This is a genomic window from Vitreoscilla sp. C1, assembly GCF_002951955.2.
Taxonomy (GTDB): domain Bacteria; phylum Pseudomonadota; class Gammaproteobacteria; order Burkholderiales; family Neisseriaceae; genus Vitreoscilla; species Vitreoscilla stercoraria.
The window spans coordinates 397,929-418,123 of record NZ_CP019644.2; the positions used below are offsets into that span (position 1 = coordinate 397,929).

General features: G+C 44.7%; 18 protein-coding genes, 1 pseudogene and 1 riboswitch. Of the genes and pseudogenes, 12 read left to right on the forward strand and 7 right to left on the reverse strand.

The features are described from left to right. Positions 1 to 5 precede the first annotated feature (5 nt). Complete coding sequence (locus ADP71_RS01975; RefSeq protein WP_171460848.1) at positions 6 to 1,157, forward strand: PQQ-dependent sugar dehydrogenase; 1,152 nt, start codon at positions 6 to 8, stop codon at positions 1,155 to 1,157. A gap of 150 nt (positions 1,158 to 1,307) precedes the next feature. Further along, positions 1,308 to 1,751, forward strand: coding sequence for a hemerythrin domain-containing protein (locus tag ADP71_RS01980; RefSeq protein ID WP_019957279.1), 444 nt, complete (start codon positions 1,308 to 1,310; stop codon positions 1,749 to 1,751). Positions 1,752 to 1,783: 32 nt separating this feature from the next. Here ADP71_RS01980 and ADP71_RS01985 read toward each other — a convergent pair whose 3' ends face one another. Beyond that, positions 1,784 to 3,127, reverse strand: a complete 1,344-nt coding sequence (locus ADP71_RS01985; RefSeq protein ID WP_155970366.1) for an NAD(P)-binding protein — start codon at positions 3,125 to 3,127, stop codon at positions 1,784 to 1,786. A 291-nt stretch (positions 3,128 to 3,418) separates the two neighbouring features. Between ADP71_RS01985 and ADP71_RS01990 the strand changes: the two genes are divergently transcribed. From ADP71_RS01990 to ADP71_RS02000, 3 genes are all read left to right on the forward strand, one after another. Continuing rightward, entirely contained in the window at positions 3,419 to 5,200 is a 1,782-nt protein-coding gene (locus tag ADP71_RS01990; protein WP_019957281.1) for an autotransporter domain-containing protein, read from the forward strand. Between the two features lie 81 nt (positions 5,201 to 5,281). After that, positions 5,282 to 6,589: a DUF2868 domain-containing protein gene (locus ADP71_RS01995; RefSeq protein ID WP_158667061.1), complete on the forward strand. Its 1,308-nt coding sequence runs from the start codon at positions 5,282 to 5,284 to the stop codon at positions 6,587 to 6,589. Beyond that, positions 6,586 to 7,947, forward strand: a complete 1,362-nt coding sequence (locus tag ADP71_RS02000) for a GTPase/DUF3482 domain-containing protein (protein WP_019957283.1) — start codon at positions 6,586 to 6,588, stop codon at positions 7,945 to 7,947. The genes ADP71_RS01995 and ADP71_RS02000 overlap by 4 nt, the downstream gene beginning before the upstream one ends. Before the next feature lie 351 nt (positions 7,948 to 8,298). On the opposite strand, the gene ADP71_RS02005 is transcribed toward ADP71_RS02000, so the two are convergent. The 5 genes from ADP71_RS02005 to ADP71_RS02025 form a co-directional block, all read right to left on the reverse strand. After that, positions 8,299 to 9,279 carry an acyltransferase family protein gene (locus ADP71_RS02005; RefSeq protein ID WP_171460849.1) on the reverse strand — a complete coding sequence of 327 codons (981 nt, stop codon included), beginning with the start codon at positions 9,277 to 9,279 and terminating at the stop codon, positions 8,299 to 8,301. 511 nt (positions 9,280 to 9,790) lie between these two features. Further along, positions 9,791 to 10,033: a transposase gene (locus tag ADP71_RS13185; protein WP_051082956.1), complete on the reverse strand. Its 243-nt coding sequence runs from the start codon at positions 10,031 to 10,033 to the stop codon at positions 9,791 to 9,793. A 329-nt stretch (positions 10,034 to 10,362) separates the two neighbouring features. Next, positions 10,363 to 11,226, reverse strand: coding sequence for a hypothetical protein (locus ADP71_RS02015; RefSeq protein ID WP_019957285.1), 864 nt, complete (start codon positions 11,224 to 11,226; stop codon positions 10,363 to 10,365). Further along, positions 11,223 to 12,200 carry a ribonuclease Z gene (locus ADP71_RS02020; protein WP_104931372.1) on the reverse strand — a complete coding sequence of 326 codons (978 nt, stop codon included), beginning with the start codon at positions 12,198 to 12,200 and terminating at the stop codon, positions 11,223 to 11,225. The genes ADP71_RS02015 and ADP71_RS02020 overlap by 4 nt, the downstream gene beginning before the upstream one ends. A gap of 15 nt (positions 12,201 to 12,215) precedes the next feature. Then, on the reverse strand, positions 12,216 to 13,106 hold the full coding sequence (locus ADP71_RS02025) for a hypothetical protein (protein WP_019957287.1): 891 nt from the start codon (positions 13,104 to 13,106) through the stop codon (positions 12,216 to 12,218). 112 nt (positions 13,107 to 13,218) lie between these two features. Further along, a riboswitch (TPP riboswitch) is annotated at positions 13,219 to 13,321 on the forward strand. 78 nt (positions 13,322 to 13,399) lie between these two features. On the opposite strand from ADP71_RS02025, the gene thiM reads away from it, so the two are divergent. The 6 genes and pseudogenes from thiM (at position 13,400) to pssA (ending at position 18,373) form a co-directional block, all read left to right on the forward strand. After that, positions 13,400 to 14,158 carry a hydroxyethylthiazole kinase gene (gene thiM / locus ADP71_RS02030; RefSeq protein ID WP_019957288.1) on the forward strand — a complete coding sequence of 253 codons (759 nt, stop codon included), beginning with the start codon at positions 13,400 to 13,402 and terminating at the stop codon, positions 14,156 to 14,158. Next, a complete protein-coding gene (thiD, locus tag ADP71_RS02035) occupies positions 14,155 to 14,976 on the forward strand; it encodes a bifunctional hydroxymethylpyrimidine kinase/phosphomethylpyrimidine kinase (protein ID WP_019957289.1) in 822 nt (273 codons plus the stop codon). The genes thiM and thiD overlap by 4 nt, the downstream gene beginning before the upstream one ends. Next, positions 14,951 to 15,601, forward strand: coding sequence for a thiamine phosphate synthase (gene thiE / locus ADP71_RS02040; protein WP_237343035.1), 651 nt, complete (start codon positions 14,951 to 14,953; stop codon positions 15,599 to 15,601). The genes thiD and thiE overlap by 26 nt, the downstream gene beginning before the upstream one ends. 133 nt (positions 15,602 to 15,734) lie before the next feature. Continuing rightward, a pseudogene (locus ADP71_RS02045) lies at positions 15,735 to 16,391 on the forward strand (phosphatidylserine decarboxylase); the annotation flags it as partial. Between the two features lie 11 nt (positions 16,392 to 16,402). Next, positions 16,403 to 17,554 (forward strand): GTPase HflX, encoded by a 1,152-nt coding sequence (gene hflX / locus ADP71_RS02050; protein ID WP_171460850.1) that lies wholly within the window; start codon positions 16,403 to 16,405, stop codon positions 17,552 to 17,554. A gap of 60 nt (positions 17,555 to 17,614) precedes the next feature. Then, entirely contained in the window at positions 17,615 to 18,373 is a 759-nt protein-coding gene (gene pssA, locus ADP71_RS02055) for a CDP-diacylglycerol--serine O-phosphatidyltransferase (RefSeq protein WP_026353385.1), read from the forward strand. Between the two features lie 59 nt (positions 18,374 to 18,432). Here the strand turns inward: pssA and ADP71_RS02060 are convergent, their stop codons facing one another. Continuing rightward, complete coding sequence (locus ADP71_RS02060; RefSeq protein WP_019957294.1) at positions 18,433 to 18,894, reverse strand: DUF4870 family protein; 462 nt, start codon at positions 18,892 to 18,894, stop codon at positions 18,433 to 18,435. Positions 18,895 to 19,062: 168 nt separating this feature from the next. Here ADP71_RS02060 and hemE point away from each other — a divergent pair, with 168 nt between their 5' ends. Then, positions 19,063 to 20,124 (forward strand): uroporphyrinogen decarboxylase, encoded by a 1,062-nt coding sequence (gene hemE, locus ADP71_RS02065; RefSeq protein ID WP_104932359.1) that lies wholly within the window; start codon positions 19,063 to 19,065, stop codon positions 20,122 to 20,124. Positions 20,125 to 20,195: the final 71 nt, after the last annotated feature.

Below are 20,195 nucleotides of genomic sequence, written 5' to 3' on the forward strand. Positions count from 1 at the left end.
CAGCAATGAAAACAATGACAGCATGGTTATGCCATTGTAGCTTAGGTTTGAGTTTGGCGTTCAGTATGAGCGCTTGCCAAGCTGAAACGGTCGCGACTTCGAAGTCTGTCATTGTTGCTAATGAAGAAGTGTTGCAATGGCAAGATGTGGTGTCCTTGAATGAGCCTTGGGCGATGGTGTTTGTGAGCAATGATGCTGTTTTGATTACAGAAAAATCTGGTCAGCTGCAATGGGTTGATGTTAATACCAAAGCCATTCACAATATTTCAGGCGTGCCAGCTGTGGTGTATGGTGGGCAAGGAGGATTGGGAGATGTGGCGTTGCATCCTGATTTTGCCAACAATCGTTTGGTGTATTTGAGTTATGCTGAGGCAGGAGACAAGCACACGCAAGGTGCGGCAGTGGTCAGAGCCAAGCTTGAAGGTGTTGCCCCAAATTTATCTTTGCAAAATGTGGAAGTCATTTGGCGACAAATGCCGAAAGTCACAGGTAAGGGGCATTACGGTCACAGATTGTTGTTCGGTCACGATGGCAAATTGTGGATTTCTTCGAGCGAGCGTCAAAAATTTCAACCTGCGCAAGACATGAACAGTCATTTGGGCAAAATCATTCGTTTGAACGATGACGGTAGCACGCCTAGTGACAATCCTTTTGTTGGGCAAGGTGCCATGACTGAGCAAATTTGGTCTTTGGGTCATCGCAATATATTGGGCATGGCGTTGGATGTTACAGGCCGCTTGTGGGTCAATGAGATGGGACCTCAAGGCGGAGATGAATTCAATTTGATACAAAAAAGAGGTAATTATGGTTACCCTGAAGTGTCAGATGGCGATCATTACAGTGGCCGTGTGATTCCCAATCATGATACCCGTCCTGAATTCATTGCGCCAAAAATCGTATGGACACCTGTGATTTCTCCATCTAGTTTAATACGTTATCAAGGTTCAGGCCGCCCGAATTGGCAACACGATTTTTTAATGGGTGGTTTGTCTTCCAAAGCTTTGATTCGAGAGCGTATCCAAGCCGATAGTGCGCAAGAAATGGCACGATATGACATGAAAGAGCGCATCCGTTCGGTTGCACAAAGCCCAGATGGTCGAGTATGGATTTTAGAAGATGGTCGTAAGGGGCGTTTGCGTCAATTATTGCCTCCTTAATATCGGTATGGTTGGATATTGAAAATACTTTGTATGGGTGTTGATGTTGTATGAATGAGTAATATGCATTGATTTGGGAAACTTTTTGTTTTTTTTGTTTTCTGTTGAGCAAGTTGTTTGAATTTGAGCAGATTTTAAAAAGGGCTGAGCATGAGTATTTTTGATGCATTGTTGCAGTCGCACGATAAGCAAAGAGGTTTGTGTGCCAAAATTATGCAGACCAAAGGCGATACAACCAAAAGACGCCAATTGCATCAACAATTGATGCTGGAGTTGCGTGCCCATGCTCAAGCAGAGGAGCGTTATTTTTATGCGCCATTGATGTTTCATGATGAGGGGTTAGAAATTACCCGTCATGTTATGTTTGAGCACCATCAATTAGAAGATTTGCTGCGAGAAATCGATGCTTTGGATTATAGCCATTCCAAATGGTTGGTGAAAATGAGGCAAGTGACTGACATGGTTTTATTGCATTTGCATGAGGAAGAGGAGCAATTTTTTCCCAAAGCCAAAGAAATTTTAAGTGAATTACAAAAACAAAGTTTGGCGCATCAATATTGGGATGAATACCATAAAATATACGATGCGGCATAAGACAGCTGGTATTTCTGCTTATTCATCTCGATTCATTGGCCTTTTTGTATTGAAGAGTTGGCATCTTGCTCAAACAATCTAGGCCAAGCGGCACCCAATTGATTGCATACATCAATTGCTGAAGTCACGGCAGATTCTAATATCGGCAAACCACCACCGAACCATGCACCACAAAACCACACCCGTTTTTGATTGGGAGAGGCTTGTTTTTGCAATTGTTGTAGTGTGAGTATGGAGTGGAGTGACTCAGGTGTGTACATGGAACGCGTCAAGTGAGTTTGGCTGATGATGTGTTCGGATGGAATTGGCATCAAAGATTGCCAAGTTTGTAATAATGGTTGATGGGTATGTTTTAAGGCCGCTTCTATGGGATTGAGCCACACAGTCAAACTTTGTTGTTGGGCATCGGGCGACATCAGATAATTTAGAATACTCCAATCTTGGCGATCATTGGGCATTAAACGTGTGTCCGTATGGTTGACCAAAATTCCCTCTGTATAGGGCAACTGGTTTAACAGTTGTCGTTCTTGCACAAATTGATGCGAATCTAAAAACGATGTTTGCGCATGGGTGGTCGCAATGATGACATGGTCAAAATGGTGAATCTGATCGAGGTCATTTTTCACATACACTTGTTGATGTTCTTGCCATACAGCTTGAATGTTTTGGGCAGGAATATGAGTATTGTCAGTTTGTAAAGCCCGGACTAAATATTGGGTACCACCTTGCAGCCGATACAGGTTTTTGCCTTGTAACATCACATGACAAAAATGCAATAAAGGCTTGGCTGGCCATTTCATTAAATTGGCCACATCACAACTACATAAAGTTAACAACATTGGCAAAATACAACCATGCCAAAACAATGGTGGTAAATTTTGTTGTTGTAACCATGTTTGCAAATCTATGGTGTTACTCATCTCTGGCAGTTTTTGCAAGGCCCATTTAAAGCGATAAATTCCCCAAGCCAAAGTAGGCGCATATTTGTTAAAACGTGGATGAGTCGGAATTGGTGTTTGTAAGCCACCTAAGCGACCTGTTTTAAGCCAAGTTTTTCCAACTTCTCGTTTGCTTGTCAGCCATGAACACGACATGTGCGTGTGTACGTGGTCAGTATTGATGCCTAATAATTCTGCTAACAACAAAGTATTGAGCCACAAAGTAGGATTCAATATGTGAAAAGGAGCATCAAAATGGTTTTGAGAAGGGACATGTTGATATGCACTTTGCTCTGTAGGATTGAAGTGTTCTAATAAAGTGACACGATGATCGTTTTGGCGCAATACATAAGCTGCAGTCAAACCTGCCAGACTGTTGCCAATAATGCCAATATTCAAAGGTTTCAATGACATTTTCATCAAGTTAAATATAAGCATTTACCATAACCTTGTATGGGGTATATTGTAAATGTGTTTGTTGGATTCCAAGATTCATTTTGGTGAATTCAATGAAATCATGTATTTGTGGACATATTGTGTCTGCACAGAAAACGCATGATTCGTTACAAATTTAAAAGTAAAATCTCACCAACCTTCATTAATGACGATGGTTTTGAATGATTGTGTTGTAAATGTGTTGGCTGGTGATGGGCGTTGTGATGTAAACAATTGGGGATGAAAGACCTTCTGTTATGCTGATGAATTAAAATAAAAACCAATAGGAATACAATGAAAACAACATATTTGGCTGCTTGTGTGGCCTGTTTGGGTTTGAGTGTATTGGTACAGGCGCAGCCATTTTCCAATACGTATTTTATGGGCGACAGTTTGACCGACAGCGGTCAATTTATGGGACAACGTTTTACCACCAATCCAGGTCAAGTTTGGTCGCAACATTTGGCTGCTCATTTGGGCGGCAATGCCAATCCAAGTCGTTTGGGTGGAAACAATTATGCGGTCGGTGGTGCGCGTGTGGGTGAGGATACCAGCGATACGGTAGCAGGAGTGACGGTTGCCATTCCATCTATCAAGACTCAGATTGCACAGCTCAAAGCCTCTCAAGGTGGTAAATTGGATAGCCGTGCTTTGTATGCGGTTTGGGGTGGCGCAAATGATTTGTTTGCCATTACTGCAGGAGCGCCAGCACAAGCGACGATGACCGCCGCGATTATTGATCACACGACTGCCATACACAGTTTATCCAGTGCAGGTGCAACATACATTTTGGTGCCGAATTTACCTAATTTAGGTATGACGCCTGCTTTTCGTGGCAATGAAGCCGCGGGTACGCAGCTAAGCCAAACCTACAACCAAGCGTTGTATGAGCCATTTATCAAAAACAGCGTCAAAACCAATATCATTCCTTTAGATATTTATTCTTTGCTCGATGATGTTTCTAAAAATCCTGCCTCTTACGGCTTTAAAAATGTCACCACGCCAGCTTGTGGCACAACCAGCTCTGTGCAATGTGGTCCTGCACAATTATTAGAACCGAATGCCGACCAAACGTATTTGTTTGCCGATGGCGTGCATCCGACCAGTAAAGCCCATGAGGTGGTTGGACAATATGCCGCAGCAGTGCTGCAAGCACCTGCGCAAATGGCGGTTTTGGGTCGTGCTGCCAATCAAGCAGGTTTGGCGCAAATGCAGCATGTGGACAGACGTTTGCACAATATTGCACCTTTACAAGATGGCAAAACGGCGGTTTGGGTACAAGGTGGTGTGGCTTTGGGTAGTGGCAATGCGGCCAATAGTGAGTTGGATGGCGCAGGTGGTAAAGTGGTCATCGGTGTGGACAAGCGTTTGGGGGAGTGGACGGTTGGCACTTATGTGGCGCACGACAGCATTGATGGCAAAACAGGTCATATTCACCAATACGACCAACAGCGATTGGCAGGTGGCGTGTATGGTCGCTGGCAAAGCGGCTCTGCGTGGGTGAATGCGCAAGCGTATTATGCCAATTTGGATGTGGACACGCAGCGCCAATTGGCTTTGGGCAATAAAACCCAGAATCACCAAGCCAGTGGCGATGGCGACCAATATGGTGTGCGCTTGATGACAGGTTTGAATTGGCAACATGGTGATTTGAGTCATGGTCCTGTTGTGGGTGTGAGCATGCAAAAAGCGTCAATAGATCGTTTGCAAGAATCGGGTGCAGATTTCAGCGCTATGACATTTGATGCATTGAAGCAAGAATCGGTACAAAGCAGCTTGGGTTATCAAATGGCGTATCAAATCAATCCAAAATGGGACACGTTTGCCTCTTTGCAATGGCAGCGTGAATTCAAAGATGGTGTGGATAAAGTGGGTGCGCATTTGAACAGCATGGATGCTTTGCATTTTGAAGTGCCTGTGAACGAAGACAAAGCGCGCAACAGCGGTTTGTTGGAGTTGGGTGTCAATGGCAAAATCAACGAACAATGGCATCTGGGCGCAGGCGTGAATGCGCAGTTTGGTGATGCAGTGAATGCCCAAACGGCGGTGTATTTGAATACGTCTTATCGCTTTTAATCAGTGGGATGCTTTAAGTGTCCTGTAACACCTTAAAAACGCTTGCAAAATGTTACAATGCAAGCGTTTTTTGATGGAATAATGGCTGTGATACCAAATAAAGTGACATTGATTGAATACATTCGCCGCTTGGAAGAGGCACAACATGTGTTTGCAGTGGACCCTGCGCGCGTGAATGCGGCCTTAAAAGAGACCGATGGTCATTGGGAAGACAAATTGTGGCAGCGAGCCCAAGCCATAGACCAAGACCAACGCTTACAAAAGCGCATTGTCCATTGGCACAATCAAGCCAAATGGTGGGTGTATGCGCTGACGGTATTGTGGTTGGTGTTGGGTGTGGTCAGTGCGGTTGGTTTGATGCAAACGGCCAGTTTGAATTTCTTTTACGTTTTAATCAGCGTTTTGGGCATGAATGCGTTGATGTTGCTGGTGTGGTTGTGGCAAAGCAGGCGCACTGTAACAGGCATGAGTGGGTTGGGATTGTTCGCGACTTTAGGCAACAAGCGTCCTGAACAACGTATTTTGGCAGATTATTACCAAGAACAATGGTTGCGTCCTGAAATGAAGTGGCATTGGGGCAAACTTAGCCATCAATTGTGGTTGGCGAGTTTGGGCGGGTTGTTGCTGGGCGTGGTGGTGATGTTGTTGGTGCGCCAATACACGTTCAATTGGCAATCGACTTTGCTCGATTCAGGCAGCTTGGGCAATATGGTGATGGCGTTGGCGTGGTTGCCGAAGCTTTTGGGTTTGAATGTGCCTGATTTACATGCGGTAGCGAGCAGCGAAGCTTTGGGCGATGTGGCATTTTCCAAGCAGTGGGCGAATTTATTGTGGTCGTCTTTATTGCTGTATGGCATTGTGCCGCGAATGTTGGCGTGGGTATTTTGCCATTTGCACAGTCAGAAAATGCTGTTTGCGCTGCCATTGCAATTACCGTATTACCAACGCCTAAAGCGTTTGTGGAGTACGAAAGTGGTCGATAGCGCAGCCGATTATCGTGACGATGCACTGCACAAGCGTCCTGAAAATGCAGCGGTTGTGGCCAACGCCACGGTATTCGTTGCGGCTTGGGAAACCGAGCCCAATAGCCGCGCATGGCAGCAGCGTCCTGTAGGCGCAGTGTCGCTGGGTATCATTGACAGTCGCGAAGAGCAAGCGGTGTTGTTACAGCGTTTGCAAATGCAAGCGAGCCAATTGTATTTGTGGGTGCGCGTTCACAGCATGCCCGATCGTGGTGTGATGCGTCGTTTGAACCAATATGCCGATCATGTGCAAGCAGGTTTCACCGTCTGTTTGTGGCAAGAATACGCAGATGAAGAACGTTTGCAATTGTGGCAACACAAACTCAATGAGCAAGCGATTTTGTGGCAACAGGAAGGGCAGTCGTGAAGCATTTGAATATTGCGGTGGTCGGACACACCAATACTGGCAAAACCTCTTTGTTGCGCACTTTATTGCGTGATGAGGTATTTGGTGAGGTGAAAAATGCACCTGCCACCACGCGCCATGTCCAAATTGCCAGTATTGAAGTGGATGCAAACCATGCCGTGCAATTGTTTGATACGCCCGGTTTGGAAGATGCGGGCGGTTTGCTCGATTGGTTGGAACACAATACAGTCAATCGTTTGGATGGCATTGAACGCATCGAACAATTTTTACAGGACGCTGTGGCACGCAACGAGTTTGCGCAAGAAGCCAAAGTTTTGCGTCAAGTGTTGGCAAGCGATGTCAGTTTGTATGTGATTGATGCGCGTGAACCTGTGGTGGCGAAATACAAAGACGAATTGACGGTGTTGTCTTGGTGCGCCAAGCCTGTGATGCCGGTGTTCAATTTTGTGCAAACAGGCAATGCTGCTGCTTGGCACGAGATGCTCGCGCGGCGCAGTTTGCATGTACACAGCCAATTTGACACCGTAGCATTTGATTTTGACAGCGAAATGCTGCTGTGGACGCAGTTGGATATTTTGCTCAATCACCATTCGATTTTGGACATTTTGCAAACGCAACGCCGTGAACAATGGCATGTTTTGCACCAGCAAGCGCATGAATTATTGGCACATTTTTTGATGGATGTGGCGGCATTTGTGCAAACCGTACAAGAGCATGAGCCGTTAGAGCCTGTATTGGCCAATATGCAAGCCAAAGTGCGCCAACGTGAGGCTCATTTCCAACAAAATTTGCTGCAATTGTTTCGCTTTTACCAACAAGCCGATTTGCCTGCACATTGGATGGCGCAAGCGTTTTCACAAAATCCATTTGATGCCGAATTGCTCAAAAAAATGGGCATTCGAACGAGTACTGGAGCTGCAGTGGGCGCTTTGGTTGGATTGGGTGTGGATGCGGCGACTTTGGGTTTGTCGGGCGGTTTGGGTGCGGCTTTGGGTGGCATGCTCGGTGGCGTGTTGTCCAATGCGGCAAGCATCAGCGACAAAATCAAACGCATCAAAACCATTCACATCGACCCTGCCACCATCGTGTTGTTGGCCACTCGCGGCAAAGCTTTGATGGAGACTTTGAACAAACGTGGGCATGCCTCACAACACGTTTTGAATTTGCAAGATTGGGAAGCTTTATGGCGCAACAGCCGTTTGCCTAAGCCTTTGAAAAATGCGCGCACCCATCCGCAATGGTCAAGCCTAAATCAAGGCATATCTGTACAAAAAGCCCAAATCAGCCGCCAAACTGCAGCGCTTGAATTGGCGATGATTTTGGAGCAAGAACAAGTGGTATTGGCTCAGAAGGAATGATGTATTGAGTATTTCATGGCTCAATTTTAAGCGTCCTGTAACATTGACAGGACGCTTATTTCATATTGGTATGGGTAAGTTGGTTTAATGTGTTTTTGGCATAAAATAAATAGTTGATAAGAGGGTGTTTTTGTATGGATAGAAGTTTGATTTTAGTCCATCAGAATCAAAAATTTTTTTAAGAAAATCAATCATATTACTAAATAGTCTATTGAAAATGAGATATTTTAACAAGATTGGATGAAGCAGTTGGCAGAGGCTTTATGTGGTTTAGAAAAGCCTCTGTTAACATGTGATTTTTTTGATTTAAATGAAGTATTTTTCGGAGAGAAGGTCAATGACTGTTTGATTCTACTGATTCTGTCCATTAAAAAAGGGAGAATTGCTGCATATTTTTTTATTTATATAATTGATTGAATTGTAAAAAATATTCTTTTTTAACATTAAACAAGTTAAAAAAGTTGTGATAGTACTGAGAAATATAGTGAAAGCAACATCATCTTTGAGATTAAACAATGATACGATGATTAACACCACGAAACCATGAAAAATATAGACAGATAACGTACGTTGTCCTAATTGCAGCCATCGACCACGAAACAATTGTATAGAGGAAAAGAATGCTAAGACAGTGATCAAAGAAAGAGCTAGAAAAGCCATTCTCTTTATCATACCTGATATTGCATCTACGCCCAATTGTGAGTAACTGAAACTTCCATAAAGCCAGTATTTGTTGATATCTGTATAAAAATAATAAACCAACAGACCAATAAAAATGAATGGGGCAGCATATAAACAAAGCTTCTTTTGTTTTACATAATTGACGATTTGATGTCCATAAAAAGCACCCATTACAAAAAATGGAAAAAATACAAAAATTCTGCCTAGTGAAAAATAATAATTATTAATCGGTGAAAGCCCAATGAGCAATGATAAGGCCACAGCGATAATGACAGGTGTTTTGAGTTTCTTCAGTAAAGGAGTCATGACAGTCCATGCAATCATAGCAGCTATATACCAAAGTATCCAAAACGGAGAGATTAAATACTCTAAATAAATCTCCCCTTTTAATCCCCAATTAAAAAGACAATAAATGATTTGAAAAGGAATCAATAAAGAGAAAAAATAAATGACTTTTTTCACCAAATCTTTATCTTTGAAAAACATTCCTGAGATGAAAGTGAAGGCTGGTATATGAAAAGTGTATATTGTTGCTAATATTGCTTTAATTTCAGGACTTTTCCATCCTACCAATTTTTCCAACAAATGACCTAAAACAACTAAAAATATCAATATGGCCTTACCTGTATCTAAATAAGTATCTCTGGGCATCTGGTTTTATTCTTTTTAAAATTTTAGATGAACATATTATAGGGGCTGTTGAACATTCACAATTTTAACCAAATCAAACTGCAAGATAATGAAACTGTCCCAATATAGCTGTTGAGCAGTTTGTCGTAGCGATTGGATACAGCCCGCTGATGCTTTAGATTGGCAAGGCAAATGTATTTTAACCACATGCTTAGCCTGATAAATTCTCTAGTCCATGTGACCATTACTGGTTTTGGCATTTTTCTTTCGAGGAGTATTGGTATGAGTCTCTCGGAAATGAATGCGTTCTTTAAATGCTTCAGAAGCATAGCCTTTGTCTGTATTTAAGAACTCAGTATCTTTTAAATCCAAAAGTTCAAGTATTCAAGCGGATTGCCATATGCATTAACAGTCAAATATATTTTCGGGCTGTGACCACCAACACTTTTGGTCGTGCCTTGGTTACTACCACTTGCTGCGCCTGCACTGCTTTGATGGATTAAAACATAAGTGGTATCAGTTGAAACCTACTTCATATCAGTATTCTTAATAGTCTATAAAACAAATCAGAAGCAGACCACTGTCTAAATGCTTTAAATACAGTATTCGCTTTGCCATAATAGTTTGGTAAATATCGCCAAGGGCAATCAGTTTTGAGGCGGTAAATGATGCCTAAAAAGGTGTCTTTCAAACTGAGTTTGTCATCAATATTCAAATCTAGGAAAATTGGCTTTAGCTTCTGCCATTGCTCCTTGATGATAATGGTTGTAGGCATAGATAGGGGATGTTTAAAAGATTGTTTGGTGATAATATTTTAATGTCCTCTATCCAACCTATTCAAATGTCCCGCAGGCTTTATTGATTTCAGATATTTGAAAGACAGAAATTTTTCATAATCGGTTGAGTTACTACTCCTTTGTGATGCCATGATATTAAAATATCTTAGGTAGCTTGCTTATTAAAGTTCGAAAATTTAATTTTTTCGACCATTGTATCAAGCGATGACAAAATCCCTGCCACATTCAAGGGCATGGAACAATTGACCGCTTTGCTCAAAATATTACCCAAAAATAATTTAAGCGTCCTGTAACATTGACAGACCGTTTATTCAGGCCTGAAAGTCATTTCCATCGGTTGATTGCCGTTGTAAATGCGCACTTGGATTTGGCGGGCTTCCTGTAATGCGGTGACCATGTCAGAGCGCAGTGCGCGCGTGACCAAAGGCAAATCGTTGCGCAAACCCATGCCAACGGTATCATCAAATTCAAAATCATTATGGTTGTGAGTGCGGATGTTGACTTTCACCTGACACAAACCTTGCGGATTCATGTCGCATGAAGTATTGATTAACATCGGCCAAACTTCGTTTTTTTCATATTTCAATGCCAATTGATTCGGATATTCAGCCGCTTCCAAATAAGCATATTGCTCTTGGGCATTTTCTTGCCAACCTTGTTGCACCAAGGCTTGTTGAAATTCTAATTTGTCCCAATCGCTGGGCGCGAAAATGGTGCGCTGTAAAATAGGCCAACTGAATAGTAAAACAAGCCCTAAAATCAATGCGGCAATGGCACCATACACTATCAATTTGCTCACCAAGCTGTAACGCTTGTGGGATGTGGCGTAAATGTCTTGCTCCAAATACACATCAGGCTCAATGCGCACATCGCCCCGCCCATCGTGAATGCTGTTGTCTAACAAACCCAAACGATGCGGCTCATTGTGCGTTTCCAATTGCAATGACGGGGATATGGACGTAAACAAATCAGGTTGTTGTTGGCGCAATTGGGCATCGTAGCGTTGACGTGTTGCAGGGTTGAGCAACCAAGCTTCGGCTTTGTCTAAAATAGCGGGATTGAGGCTGTGATGGTGTCTGTGGGTTTGGATGGCTTGTGCGATGGCTTGGCTGTCTGCCAGCGGTGTGAGACTCAGTAAAACGTAGATGTTGCTGATGCGAGGTGGGCTCATGAATGGCTTTGCAAAAACAATGATAAACGGTTAGATTCGCCATTTTTAAGTAAATGGTATACCTGAAAATCGTCTGCCAAAAATACCTGTCCCTCGTAAAATTGTTGCGCTTCTTGCAGCAAAGGCTGTAACAAAGTTTTGGTGGCATAGCGGCTGCTAAAATGGGTCAAAATCAAATTTGGCAAACCTGTGTTTTGTGCAAATGTAGCCACTTGTTTGGCTGAGCTGTGCATCGGAAAACTACCCACTTTGTCCGCCACTTCTTGGGTATAAGTCGCTTCGTGTATCAACACATCTACATCCACACAAGCGTCCTGTAACAGTTCAGGCGTGTCGTTGTCGCCCGCTACAATCACACAAGCGCGGTGTTGTTGCTGGATGACAAAATCATCAGAATCATAAGTGTGTCCATTGATTTCTACATCTTGATCTTGTTGCAACAAGCCCCATGTTTTGCCTTTGGGAACTTGAGCATGTTCTAAAGCGGCAAGATTCAATTGGCGTTTGGATTCGGTGTAAGTGATTTTAAACGCATGGCTTGGCACACGGTGGTTCAAAGCGTGGGTTTCGATGACAAAGCCATCTAATGTTATGGGCGCATGCAAAAGTTGTTCAACATGGATAAATTGCAATTCATACGTCAAATGCATATCAGTTAAGGCAATGGTTTGTTGTAGCCATTGCCATACTGCATCGGGAGCGATGATGGTTAAAGGTGCGGTGCGTTTGTGCATGCTTGCGCTGGCAATTGCACCGGGTAAACCATAGCAATGGTCGCCATGCACATGGGTGATGCAAATAGCACTTAAATGGTGCATAGACCAATCGGCATGCAGCAATTGGTGTTGCGTCGCTTCACCACAATCGATGAGCAGCCACGGCTTGCGTTGGTATTGACCCAATGCCAAAGCGCTGACATTGCGTTTTTTGGTTGGAATGCCAGCGGAAGTACCTAAAAATTGCCAATGTAACATACGGTTTTCTTTGCGTTAACGTCTGCGAGCGGGTTTGGTGTTTTCAGGTGGCATCAAATCACGTCCAAAATGCATTTCAGGCAAATCGTCACTGTTAGGAAAGACGGCTTTGATATACGAAGAGCGGCTCAATTCACGCATTAAAAATGGGACTTGTTGCATATCTTTGAAGACCAAATTCTTGCCGATGATTTGTGCGGTATAAGTGTATGGTGCTTGTCCGTCAAACACAAAAGTCACGTCACAAAACTGATTGCCACGTTCTCCGCAATCAATGTTTTTAGCGCGCGGCAAAGCCAAAACGGGTAAATCTTGGGTAGCATTTTTATGGATGCTTAAATAAGCGTGAGAAGCATCGCTAGAAGGCAAATACGTCTCGCCCTCTTTTTGCAGCCACGTATTCCAATTTTCAGGCGGCACTTGCTGTTCGGACAAATGTTGTTGCAGCAAAATCTTTTGGTCTTGGCGCATTTGTACTTGTGCCATTTGCCACAATGCGATGACCAAAACACCTGTCACCAGCAAACATCCTAATAATAATAACCAATGCCAAGCACCCATACGTGGTTTGGGGCGTTCAGGTGAGCGCGCAGGTGTATAGGTATGTGTGTGGGCTGACGTGGTGGCTTGATGGTGTTGGGCTAAAGCTTGCGTATGGGTCATAGGCAAAGTTTTTTGTTTGGACAGCTCTGTTTTCCAATCGGTGGTTAAGGTGCCTTTTTGCAAAGCTTGCTTGAGTGAGTGGTCATAAGCTTGGCGTAGATTGGTATTTAACAAATAAAAACGGGCACTTTGCACTACTGCATCAGGCAGTTGTTGTGAGGATTCTGCGGCATCAATCGCTTGTTTTAATTCAGCATCTGAGGCAGTCGAAGAAACGTTTAAAACCGCATATAAATTCAGCATTGTCGTTGCAGCAATCGTGAAAGTGATTAATCAAATAGACTGTTTGCTTAAGTGTAGGGCATACAGTGTAAAACTGACAAGTTTTGAGCACAGTGTTATAGTGCGAAACATCACATCGTTGCAGGGGAACGCCATTTGGGCGTTGAGAAAGATTTCGATCTGACCCTTTGAACCTGTCGGTTAATACCGGCGTAGGGAGCAAGCGTCTTGAATCTGAAAAGCAAGGCTTTTCAGGCCGCTTTACTCACCACTGAACGGTGTTGGTTTTTGAACTTCTCAAAAGGACAACCAACATGGGTTTATATCATATTCGCCAACACGCACCTTTGGTGCATTGTATCAGCAACATTGTCGTTGCCAATTTCAAAGCCAATGGATTGCTCGCCATTGGCGCATCTCCTGTGATGGCTGATGCGCCTGAAGAAGTGGCGCAAATGGTTGCCATTGCAGGTGCTTTGTCTATCAATATGGGTACACTCAATTCTGAGTCTGTCAAAGCCATGCTCGCTGCAGGTATCGCTGCCAATAATTTGGGCGTGCCGGTCGTATTTGACCCTGTTGGTGCAGGCGCCACCGAATTTCGCCGTACCACCACAGAGCGCATCATGCAGCAAGTTAAATTGGCGGTATTGCGTTGCAATATCGGTGAATTGGCAGCCGTGGCGGGCGTTGCATGGCAGCAAAAAGGCGTGGACGCAGGCGAGGGCGACATTGATACCATCACTTTGGCCAAACAAGTGGCAACACAATATCAAACTGTGGTGGCTGTGACAGGCGAAGTCGACATAGTCACCGATGGTGAGCGTGTGCTTGAAATTGCTGGCGGCAGCACTTTAACGCCACAAGTGACGGGAACGGGTTGTTTGCTCAGTGCGGTAGTGGCGGCGAGTTTGGTTGGCGCTGACAATGCACTAGAGGCAACCGCTTCGGTATTGCAAGACTATAAACGTGTGGCGGAACAAGCCGCAGCGGCATCCCATCAAGCAGTGGGCAGTTTTCAAGTGGCATTTTTGAATGCATTGCAACAGATTTCAACAGAGATAACAGCATGAACGTGGTGATGACGGTTGCAGGTTCGGACAGTGGCGGCGGCGCAGGCATACAAGCGGATTTGAAGACGTTTCAAGAATTGGGTGTGTTTGGCACTTCAGTTGTCACCGCTTTGACCGCGCAAAATACGTTGGGCGTGCATGGCGTGCATGCGGCGCCTGCAGATTTTGTGTTGGCACAATTGGATGCTGTTTTAAGCGATTTGGATGTCAAAGCCATCAAAACAGGTATGTTGTTTTCTGCCGACATCATCCAAACCGTTGCCAAGCGTTTGCAAGACTTTGAAGGCATGTTGATTGTTGACCCTGTGATGATTGCCAAAGGTGGTGCATCGCTGTTGCAACAACAAGCGGTTGAAGCGATGCGCACTGATTTATTGCCATTGGCCACGGTGTTAACGCCGAATGTGCCAGAAGCAGAAGTATTGAGCGGCCTGAAAATTGAAACGGTCGAAGACATGGCTAAAGCCGCAGAAGTATTGCTGGGCTTTGGGGTGAAAAATGTGGTGATGAAAGGCGGTCACAGCCAAGAAAAAGCTGCGCGTGACCATGTATTTTTAGCCGACGGTCGCCGTTTTAGCATGGCAACCGAACGCATCAACAGCCCAAACACACATGGCACAGGCTGCACATTTTCAGCGGCATTGACCGCATTTTTGGCGCAAGGCTTTGGCATGCCTGAAGCGATGGTCGAAGCCAAACGCTTTATTCATTTGGGCATTGTGCATGATATCCATTTGGGTCATGGACACGGTCCGACCAACCATCGTGCTTATCGTCAGCAACAAGGACAATGTGAGGTTGAATGTGTTTGGGCGTGAAAATTTAAAACTGTATTTCATCATGGGCAGCCAAGATGTGGATGGGCGTCCTGAACAGGCTTTGCAAGTGTTGAAAAATGCTTTAATAGACGGCATCACCTTGTTTCAATGGCGTGAAAAAGGGGTTGGTAGCTTGCAAAATCAGCCTGAAGCGTATGAACAATTTGCGTGCGCTTGTTTGGCTTTGTGTCGTGAACATGCTGTGCCGTTCATTGTGAATGACGATGTGGCGTTGGCGTTGAAGCTTCATGCGGATGGCGTGCACATTGGTCAAGATGATGCCAATGTCGCGGCAACGCGTGCGTTGATTGGCAACAAAATTTTGGGCGTGTCGGCACACAGCGTCGAAGAAGTGGCCAGCGCCATGGCAATGGGCGCAGATTATGTGGGTTTGGGACCGATTTACCCTACTGTTTCTAAAATGGATGCCAATGCACCAACGGGCTTGGTGTGGCTCAAACAAGCGCGTGCGGCTTTTCCAGATGTGGCGATGGTGGCCATTGGAGGGATTAATTTGGAGCGGGCACCTGAGGTGTTTGCTGCGGGCGCAGATGGCATTGCGGTGATTTCTGCCATTTGTCGCCATCGTGATTTTGTGCGGGATTTTTATCAATTGGGCGTGTGAATGCACGATGAAAACAAGCGTCCTGTAAATCTTACAGGACGCTTGTTTTTTATGCTGTGGTGCTTTTTCACAGCAGCCAATTGAAAGTGGTTATAATGCTTGCTTAAATATATCGAGTTATAAAGGAAGTATTGTGGCTAAAGCTCATTATCCTCATCCTATTTTGGCACGCGAAGGTTGGCCGTTTATTGCGGTTACTTTGATTGCCAGTTTGATAATCACGTGTTTGTTTGGTGCGTGGTCGTTGCCGTTTTGGTTGATTACCATATTTGTGGTGCAATTTTTCCGCGATCCTGCACGCGAAACACCTACTCATGACGCACATGCCATCACCAGCCCAGCTGACGGTCGCATTGTGGTGGTTGAAAAAACCCAAGACCCTTATCGCCAATGTGAAGCTTTGAAAATCAGCGTGTTCATGAATGTGTTCAATGTGCATTCGAATCGTTCACCGATTGAAGGCAAGGTTGAGAAAGTAGAATATTTTCCAGGCTTGTTTGTGAATGCTGATTTGGACAAAGCCAGTTTGGAAAACGAGCGCAATGCGGTTTTGATGCACACCGATACGGGTCACAAAATTACGTTTGTCCAAGTAGCAGGTTTGGTGGCGCGTCGCATTTTGTGTTACACCAAAGCCACAGACCGTTTGTATCGTGGTCAGCGTTATGGTTTTATCCGTTTTGGTTCACGCGTGGACTTGTATTTGCCTGTGGATGCACAAGCGCAAGTGACGATTGGTCAAAAAGTGTCGGCCTCAACAACCGTCTTGGCACGTTTGCCTGAACAAAGCCGTCCTGAATAATGGCTAAACTTCACAAAGACATTGATGCCAGCGACAAGCGTCCTGAACGCATTGTGTTGTTGGCAGTCGATTTCACCGATTTTGGTGGCAATCGTGTCGTGCGTCAAAACGACTTTCAGGCCGCTGTGGCCGAAGCCAAAGAGCTTATCAAAGCCACAGGCGGCGAGTTGGTCGAAACCTTGACTTGCCAAAAAGACAAGCCCAATGCTGCTTTGTTCGTTGGCAGTGGTAAGGCTGAGGAAGTGGCGGATTTGGTGACGCAGTTTGAAGCGAATTTGGTGGTGGTCAATCACCCGTTGTCACCCACGCAAGAGCGCAATTTGGAAAAAGCATGCCAATGTCGAGTCATAGACCGAGTGGGCTTGATTTTGGATATTTTTGCGCAGCGAGCGCGCACGCAAGAAGGCAAATTGCAAGTGGAATTGGCACAATTGACGCATTTGTCGAGCCGTTTGGTGCGAGGTTATGGGCATTTGCAAAGCCAAAAAGGCGGTATTGGCATGAAAGGTCCGGGTGAAACGCAGTTGGAAACCGACCGCCGTTTGATCGGCAGCAAAATCACCCGCTTGAAACAACAATTGCAGCAAGTCAAACAACAACGCCAAACCCAGCGCAAAAGCCGTTATCGCAATGGTACACCAACGTTTGCCTTGGTCGGTTATACCAATGCAGGCAAGTCCAGTTTGTTCAATCGTTTGACCAAGGCGGAAGTATTGGCCAAAGACCAATTGTTTGCCACTTTGGATACGACTGCTCGGCGTTTGTTTTTGGCACCTCCGAATGTGAACGTGGTCTTAACCGATACAGTGGGTTTTGTACGTGATTTGCCGCACAGCTTGGTTGAAGCATTTGCCGCGACGCTCGAAGAAACGGCACAAGCGGATGTGTTGTTACACGTGGTGGATCGTTCGCATCCTGAATGGTCACGCCAAATTGATGATGTCAATGAAGTGTTGAAACAAATCAAGGCAGATGATATTCCAAATTTATTGGTATTGAATAAAATTGATTTGTTGCCTCAGAATAATGTGTTGCCTGAAGGCGCTGTGGTCGATGCCAAAGGTGAGGTGGTCGCAATGCATGTTTCGGTGCAAAGCGGGGCAGGCTTGTCTGATTTGCGTGCTTGGATGACAGAAAAAGCGCAGGCTTAATGAAGGATGAATGGGATGGAAACAGAAAAAGAAACCATAACACAGACACAAGAAGTCGATATATCAGAACCAGAAGAAGTCAGACAAAAACGTTTGCGTGACAATGCCATTTATTTGCTACCGAATGCGTTCACAATTGCTGCTTTGTTTGCTGCATTTCAAGCCATTATTTTGGCGACGGTGCATGATAAATTTGAATTGGCGGCCATTTATGTGTTTGCCTCGATGATTTTGGATGGCATGGATGGGCGTGTGGCGCGCATGACCAATAGCCAATCGGCTTTTGGTGAGCAAATGGACAGCTTGGCGGACATGGTCAGTTTTGGTGTTGCGCCTGCTTTGATTGCGTACAAATGGCAATTGTATGAGTTTGGTCATTTGGGCTTGGCGATTGCTTTCATTTATTGCGCTTGTGCAGGCTTGCGCTTGGCTTTGTTCAATACCATGATCGGCAAGGCTGATAAGCGTTGGTTTATTGGTATTCCAAGTCCAACCGCCGCAGCTTTGATTGCAGGCTTGGTGTGGGTGCATCATGGCTTTGAAAGCATTCCGGGCATTGCTTATATTTGTTTGGCTTTGACGTTGTTTGCAGGTTTGTCGATGATTGTGCAAATTCCATTTTGGAGTTTCAAAGAGTTTGGACCTTTGCGCCAAGAGCCTTATTGGGCCATGTTGCTGATTGTTTGTATCATTTTGTTGATTTGGTGGAAACCAGCTTTGGTGTTGTTTTTGATGTTCTTGGCTTACAGTTGTTCGGGCTATGTGGTGTGGATTTTAAAACGCATGAAGAAAAAATCAGCAACACCTGCTGCAATGTAAATAAAAAGCGTCCTGTAATTTACAGGACGCTTTTTTGTTGGCGTTAATAAAATGGGAATTTACCACCAAGCCAAAGGATCTATCGGTTTGCGCTCGTTGAATTTGATAAAACCCATGATGCAGCGATACACATACCAAACAAATACCAAAGGCAAAATCAACAAGCCAATTATAATGGGCGTGGTGATGAAACCCACGCATGACGCGGCAAAAGCAATCCAAAATGTCCGAATCAAAAAGGTAATGTGGTCAGCATACACGGTGCTTTCTAAATCATTGCGTTTGACATATGCCATGATGACACCGATTAAGGCGCTCAAACCTGTGACCACACCAATGGCAAACAAAATGTAAATAATCAACACATATTGACGCGCTTCGGCTGAATCGCTGCTTGGGTCATGAGGCGGATTTTGATAAGTTGTTTGGGACGGCTCAGGCGTGGGTGTGACGCTTTGATGTTTGTCTAAACTGATGCTCGATGGTTTGGATTCAGAAGGGTTGGGTTCATGACTGCTCATAACAATACTCCTAATCGGGTTAAGTGACACATTGAGTCAGGCATTTTGAGACATGTGTCTGAACAAAGTTTGGATTTTCTATCAACATCTTTGTGTGAACTCAGCCATTATTAAACCATCTTTGGCTATAATCAGGCATCTTATTAAAAATTTTTTGTGATGGTGGACATGACCGAATTGAAAAACGACGTGTTTTTACGTGCTTTGTTAAAGCAAGAGGTGGAATACACACCAGTGTGGATGATGCGCCAAGCAGGTCGTTATTTGCCTGAATACCGTGCGACACGTGCGCAAGCGGGTGACTTTTTGTCTTTGTGTAAAAACACCGAATTGGCAACCGAAGTCACCATACAGCCTTTGGAACGGTTTGATTTGGATGCGGCGATTTTGTTTTCAGACATCCTGACCATTCCCGATGCGATGGGCTTGGGTTTGTATTTTGCTGAAGGTGAAGGTCCTAAGTTTGAGCGTCCTGTAAGAACCGAAGCCGATGTTTTGGCTTTGGAAGTGATGGACATGCACAAACTGCAATACGTCACCGATGCCGTTTCCAGCATCCGCAAAGCCTTGAATGGGCGAGTGCCATTGATTGGTTTTTCAGGCAGCCCGTTTACTTTGGCGTGTTATATGATTGAAGGCGGCTCTAGCAAAGAATTTCGCACTATCAAAACCATGATGTATCAGCGTCCTGATTTGTTGCATCGCGTGTTGGATGTATTGGCTGATTCAGTTATCGTTTATTTGAATACGCAAATTGATGCAGGTGCGCAAGCGGTACAAATTTTTGATACTTGGGGCGGGGTGTTGAGTGAAACGGCTTATCAAAACTTCTCGTTGCGTTATATGCAAAAAATTGTGGCGGGCTTGAAACGCGAATCTGAAGGTCGCCAAGTGCCAGTGATTGTGTTTACCAAAGGCGGCGGTTTGTGGCTTGAAAAAATGGCAGACATCGGTGCCGATGCTTTGGGTTTGGATTGGACGGTCAATTTGGCTCAAGCGCGCGCTCGCGTGGGTGATAAAGTGGCATTACAAGGCAATTTCGATCCCTTTGCTTTGTTTGGTACGCCTGCGTTGATTGAGTCAGAAGTGGCACGTATTTTGGCGGAGTTTGGAACGGGTTCGGGGCATGTGTTCAATTTGGGACATGGCATCAACCAATTTACTCAGCCTGAACATGCGAAGATTTTAATTGATGCAGTGCACCAATTGTCGCGTGCTTACCACGATTGATTGCATCATGTTTCAAGCGTCCTGTAAAAAGTTTACAGGACACTTTTTTACACGTTTAGAATGCTGACACC

Excerpts from the sequence above, each read along its gene's own strand:
- ADP71_RS01985 (WP_155970366.1), bottom strand. The coding sequence starts at position 3,127 with ATGCTTATATTTAACTTGATGAAAATGTCATTGAAACCTTTGAATATT.
- ADP71_RS01980 (WP_019957279.1), top strand. The coding sequence starts at position 1,308 with ATGAGTATTTTTGATGCATTGTTGCAGTCGCACGATAAGCAAAGAGGT.
- ADP71_RS01995 (WP_158667061.1), top strand. The coding sequence starts at position 5,282 with ATGGCTGTGATACCAAATAAAGTGACATTGATTGAATACATTCGCCGC.
- ADP71_RS02060 (WP_019957294.1), bottom strand. The coding sequence starts at position 18,894 with ATGAGCAGTCATGAACCCAACCCTTCTGAATCCAAACCATCGAGCATC.
- ADP71_RS13185 (WP_051082956.1), bottom strand. The coding sequence starts at position 10,033 with ATGCCTACAACCATTATCATCAAGGAGCAATGGCAGAAGCTAAAGCCA.
- ADP71_RS02005 (WP_171460849.1), bottom strand. The coding sequence starts at position 9,279 with ATGCCCAGAGATACTTATTTAGATACAGGTAAGGCCATATTGATATTT.
- thiD (WP_019957289.1), top strand. The coding sequence starts at position 14,155 with ATGAACGTGGTGATGACGGTTGCAGGTTCGGACAGTGGCGGCGGCGCA.
- ADP71_RS01990 (WP_019957281.1), top strand. The coding sequence starts at position 3,419 with ATGAAAACAACATATTTGGCTGCTTGTGTGGCCTGTTTGGGTTTGAGT.
- ADP71_RS02025 (WP_019957287.1), bottom strand. The coding sequence starts at position 13,106 with ATGCTGAATTTATATGCGGTTTTAAACGTTTCTTCGACTGCCTCAGAT.
- ADP71_RS02020 (WP_104931372.1), bottom strand. The coding sequence starts at position 12,200 with ATGTTACATTGGCAATTTTTAGGTACTTCCGCTGGCATTCCAACCAAA.
- hflX (WP_171460850.1), top strand. The coding sequence starts at position 16,403 with ATGGCTAAACTTCACAAAGACATTGATGCCAGCGACAAGCGTCCTGAA.
- hemE (WP_104932359.1), top strand. The coding sequence starts at position 19,063 with ATGACCGAATTGAAAAACGACGTGTTTTTACGTGCTTTGTTAAAGCAA.
- ADP71_RS02015 (WP_019957285.1), bottom strand. The coding sequence starts at position 11,226 with ATGAGCCCACCTCGCATCAGCAACATCTACGTTTTACTGAGTCTCACA.
- thiM (WP_019957288.1), top strand. The coding sequence starts at position 13,400 with ATGGGTTTATATCATATTCGCCAACACGCACCTTTGGTGCATTGTATC.
- ADP71_RS01975 (WP_171460848.1), top strand. The coding sequence starts at position 6 with ATGAAAACAATGACAGCATGGTTATGCCATTGTAGCTTAGGTTTGAGT.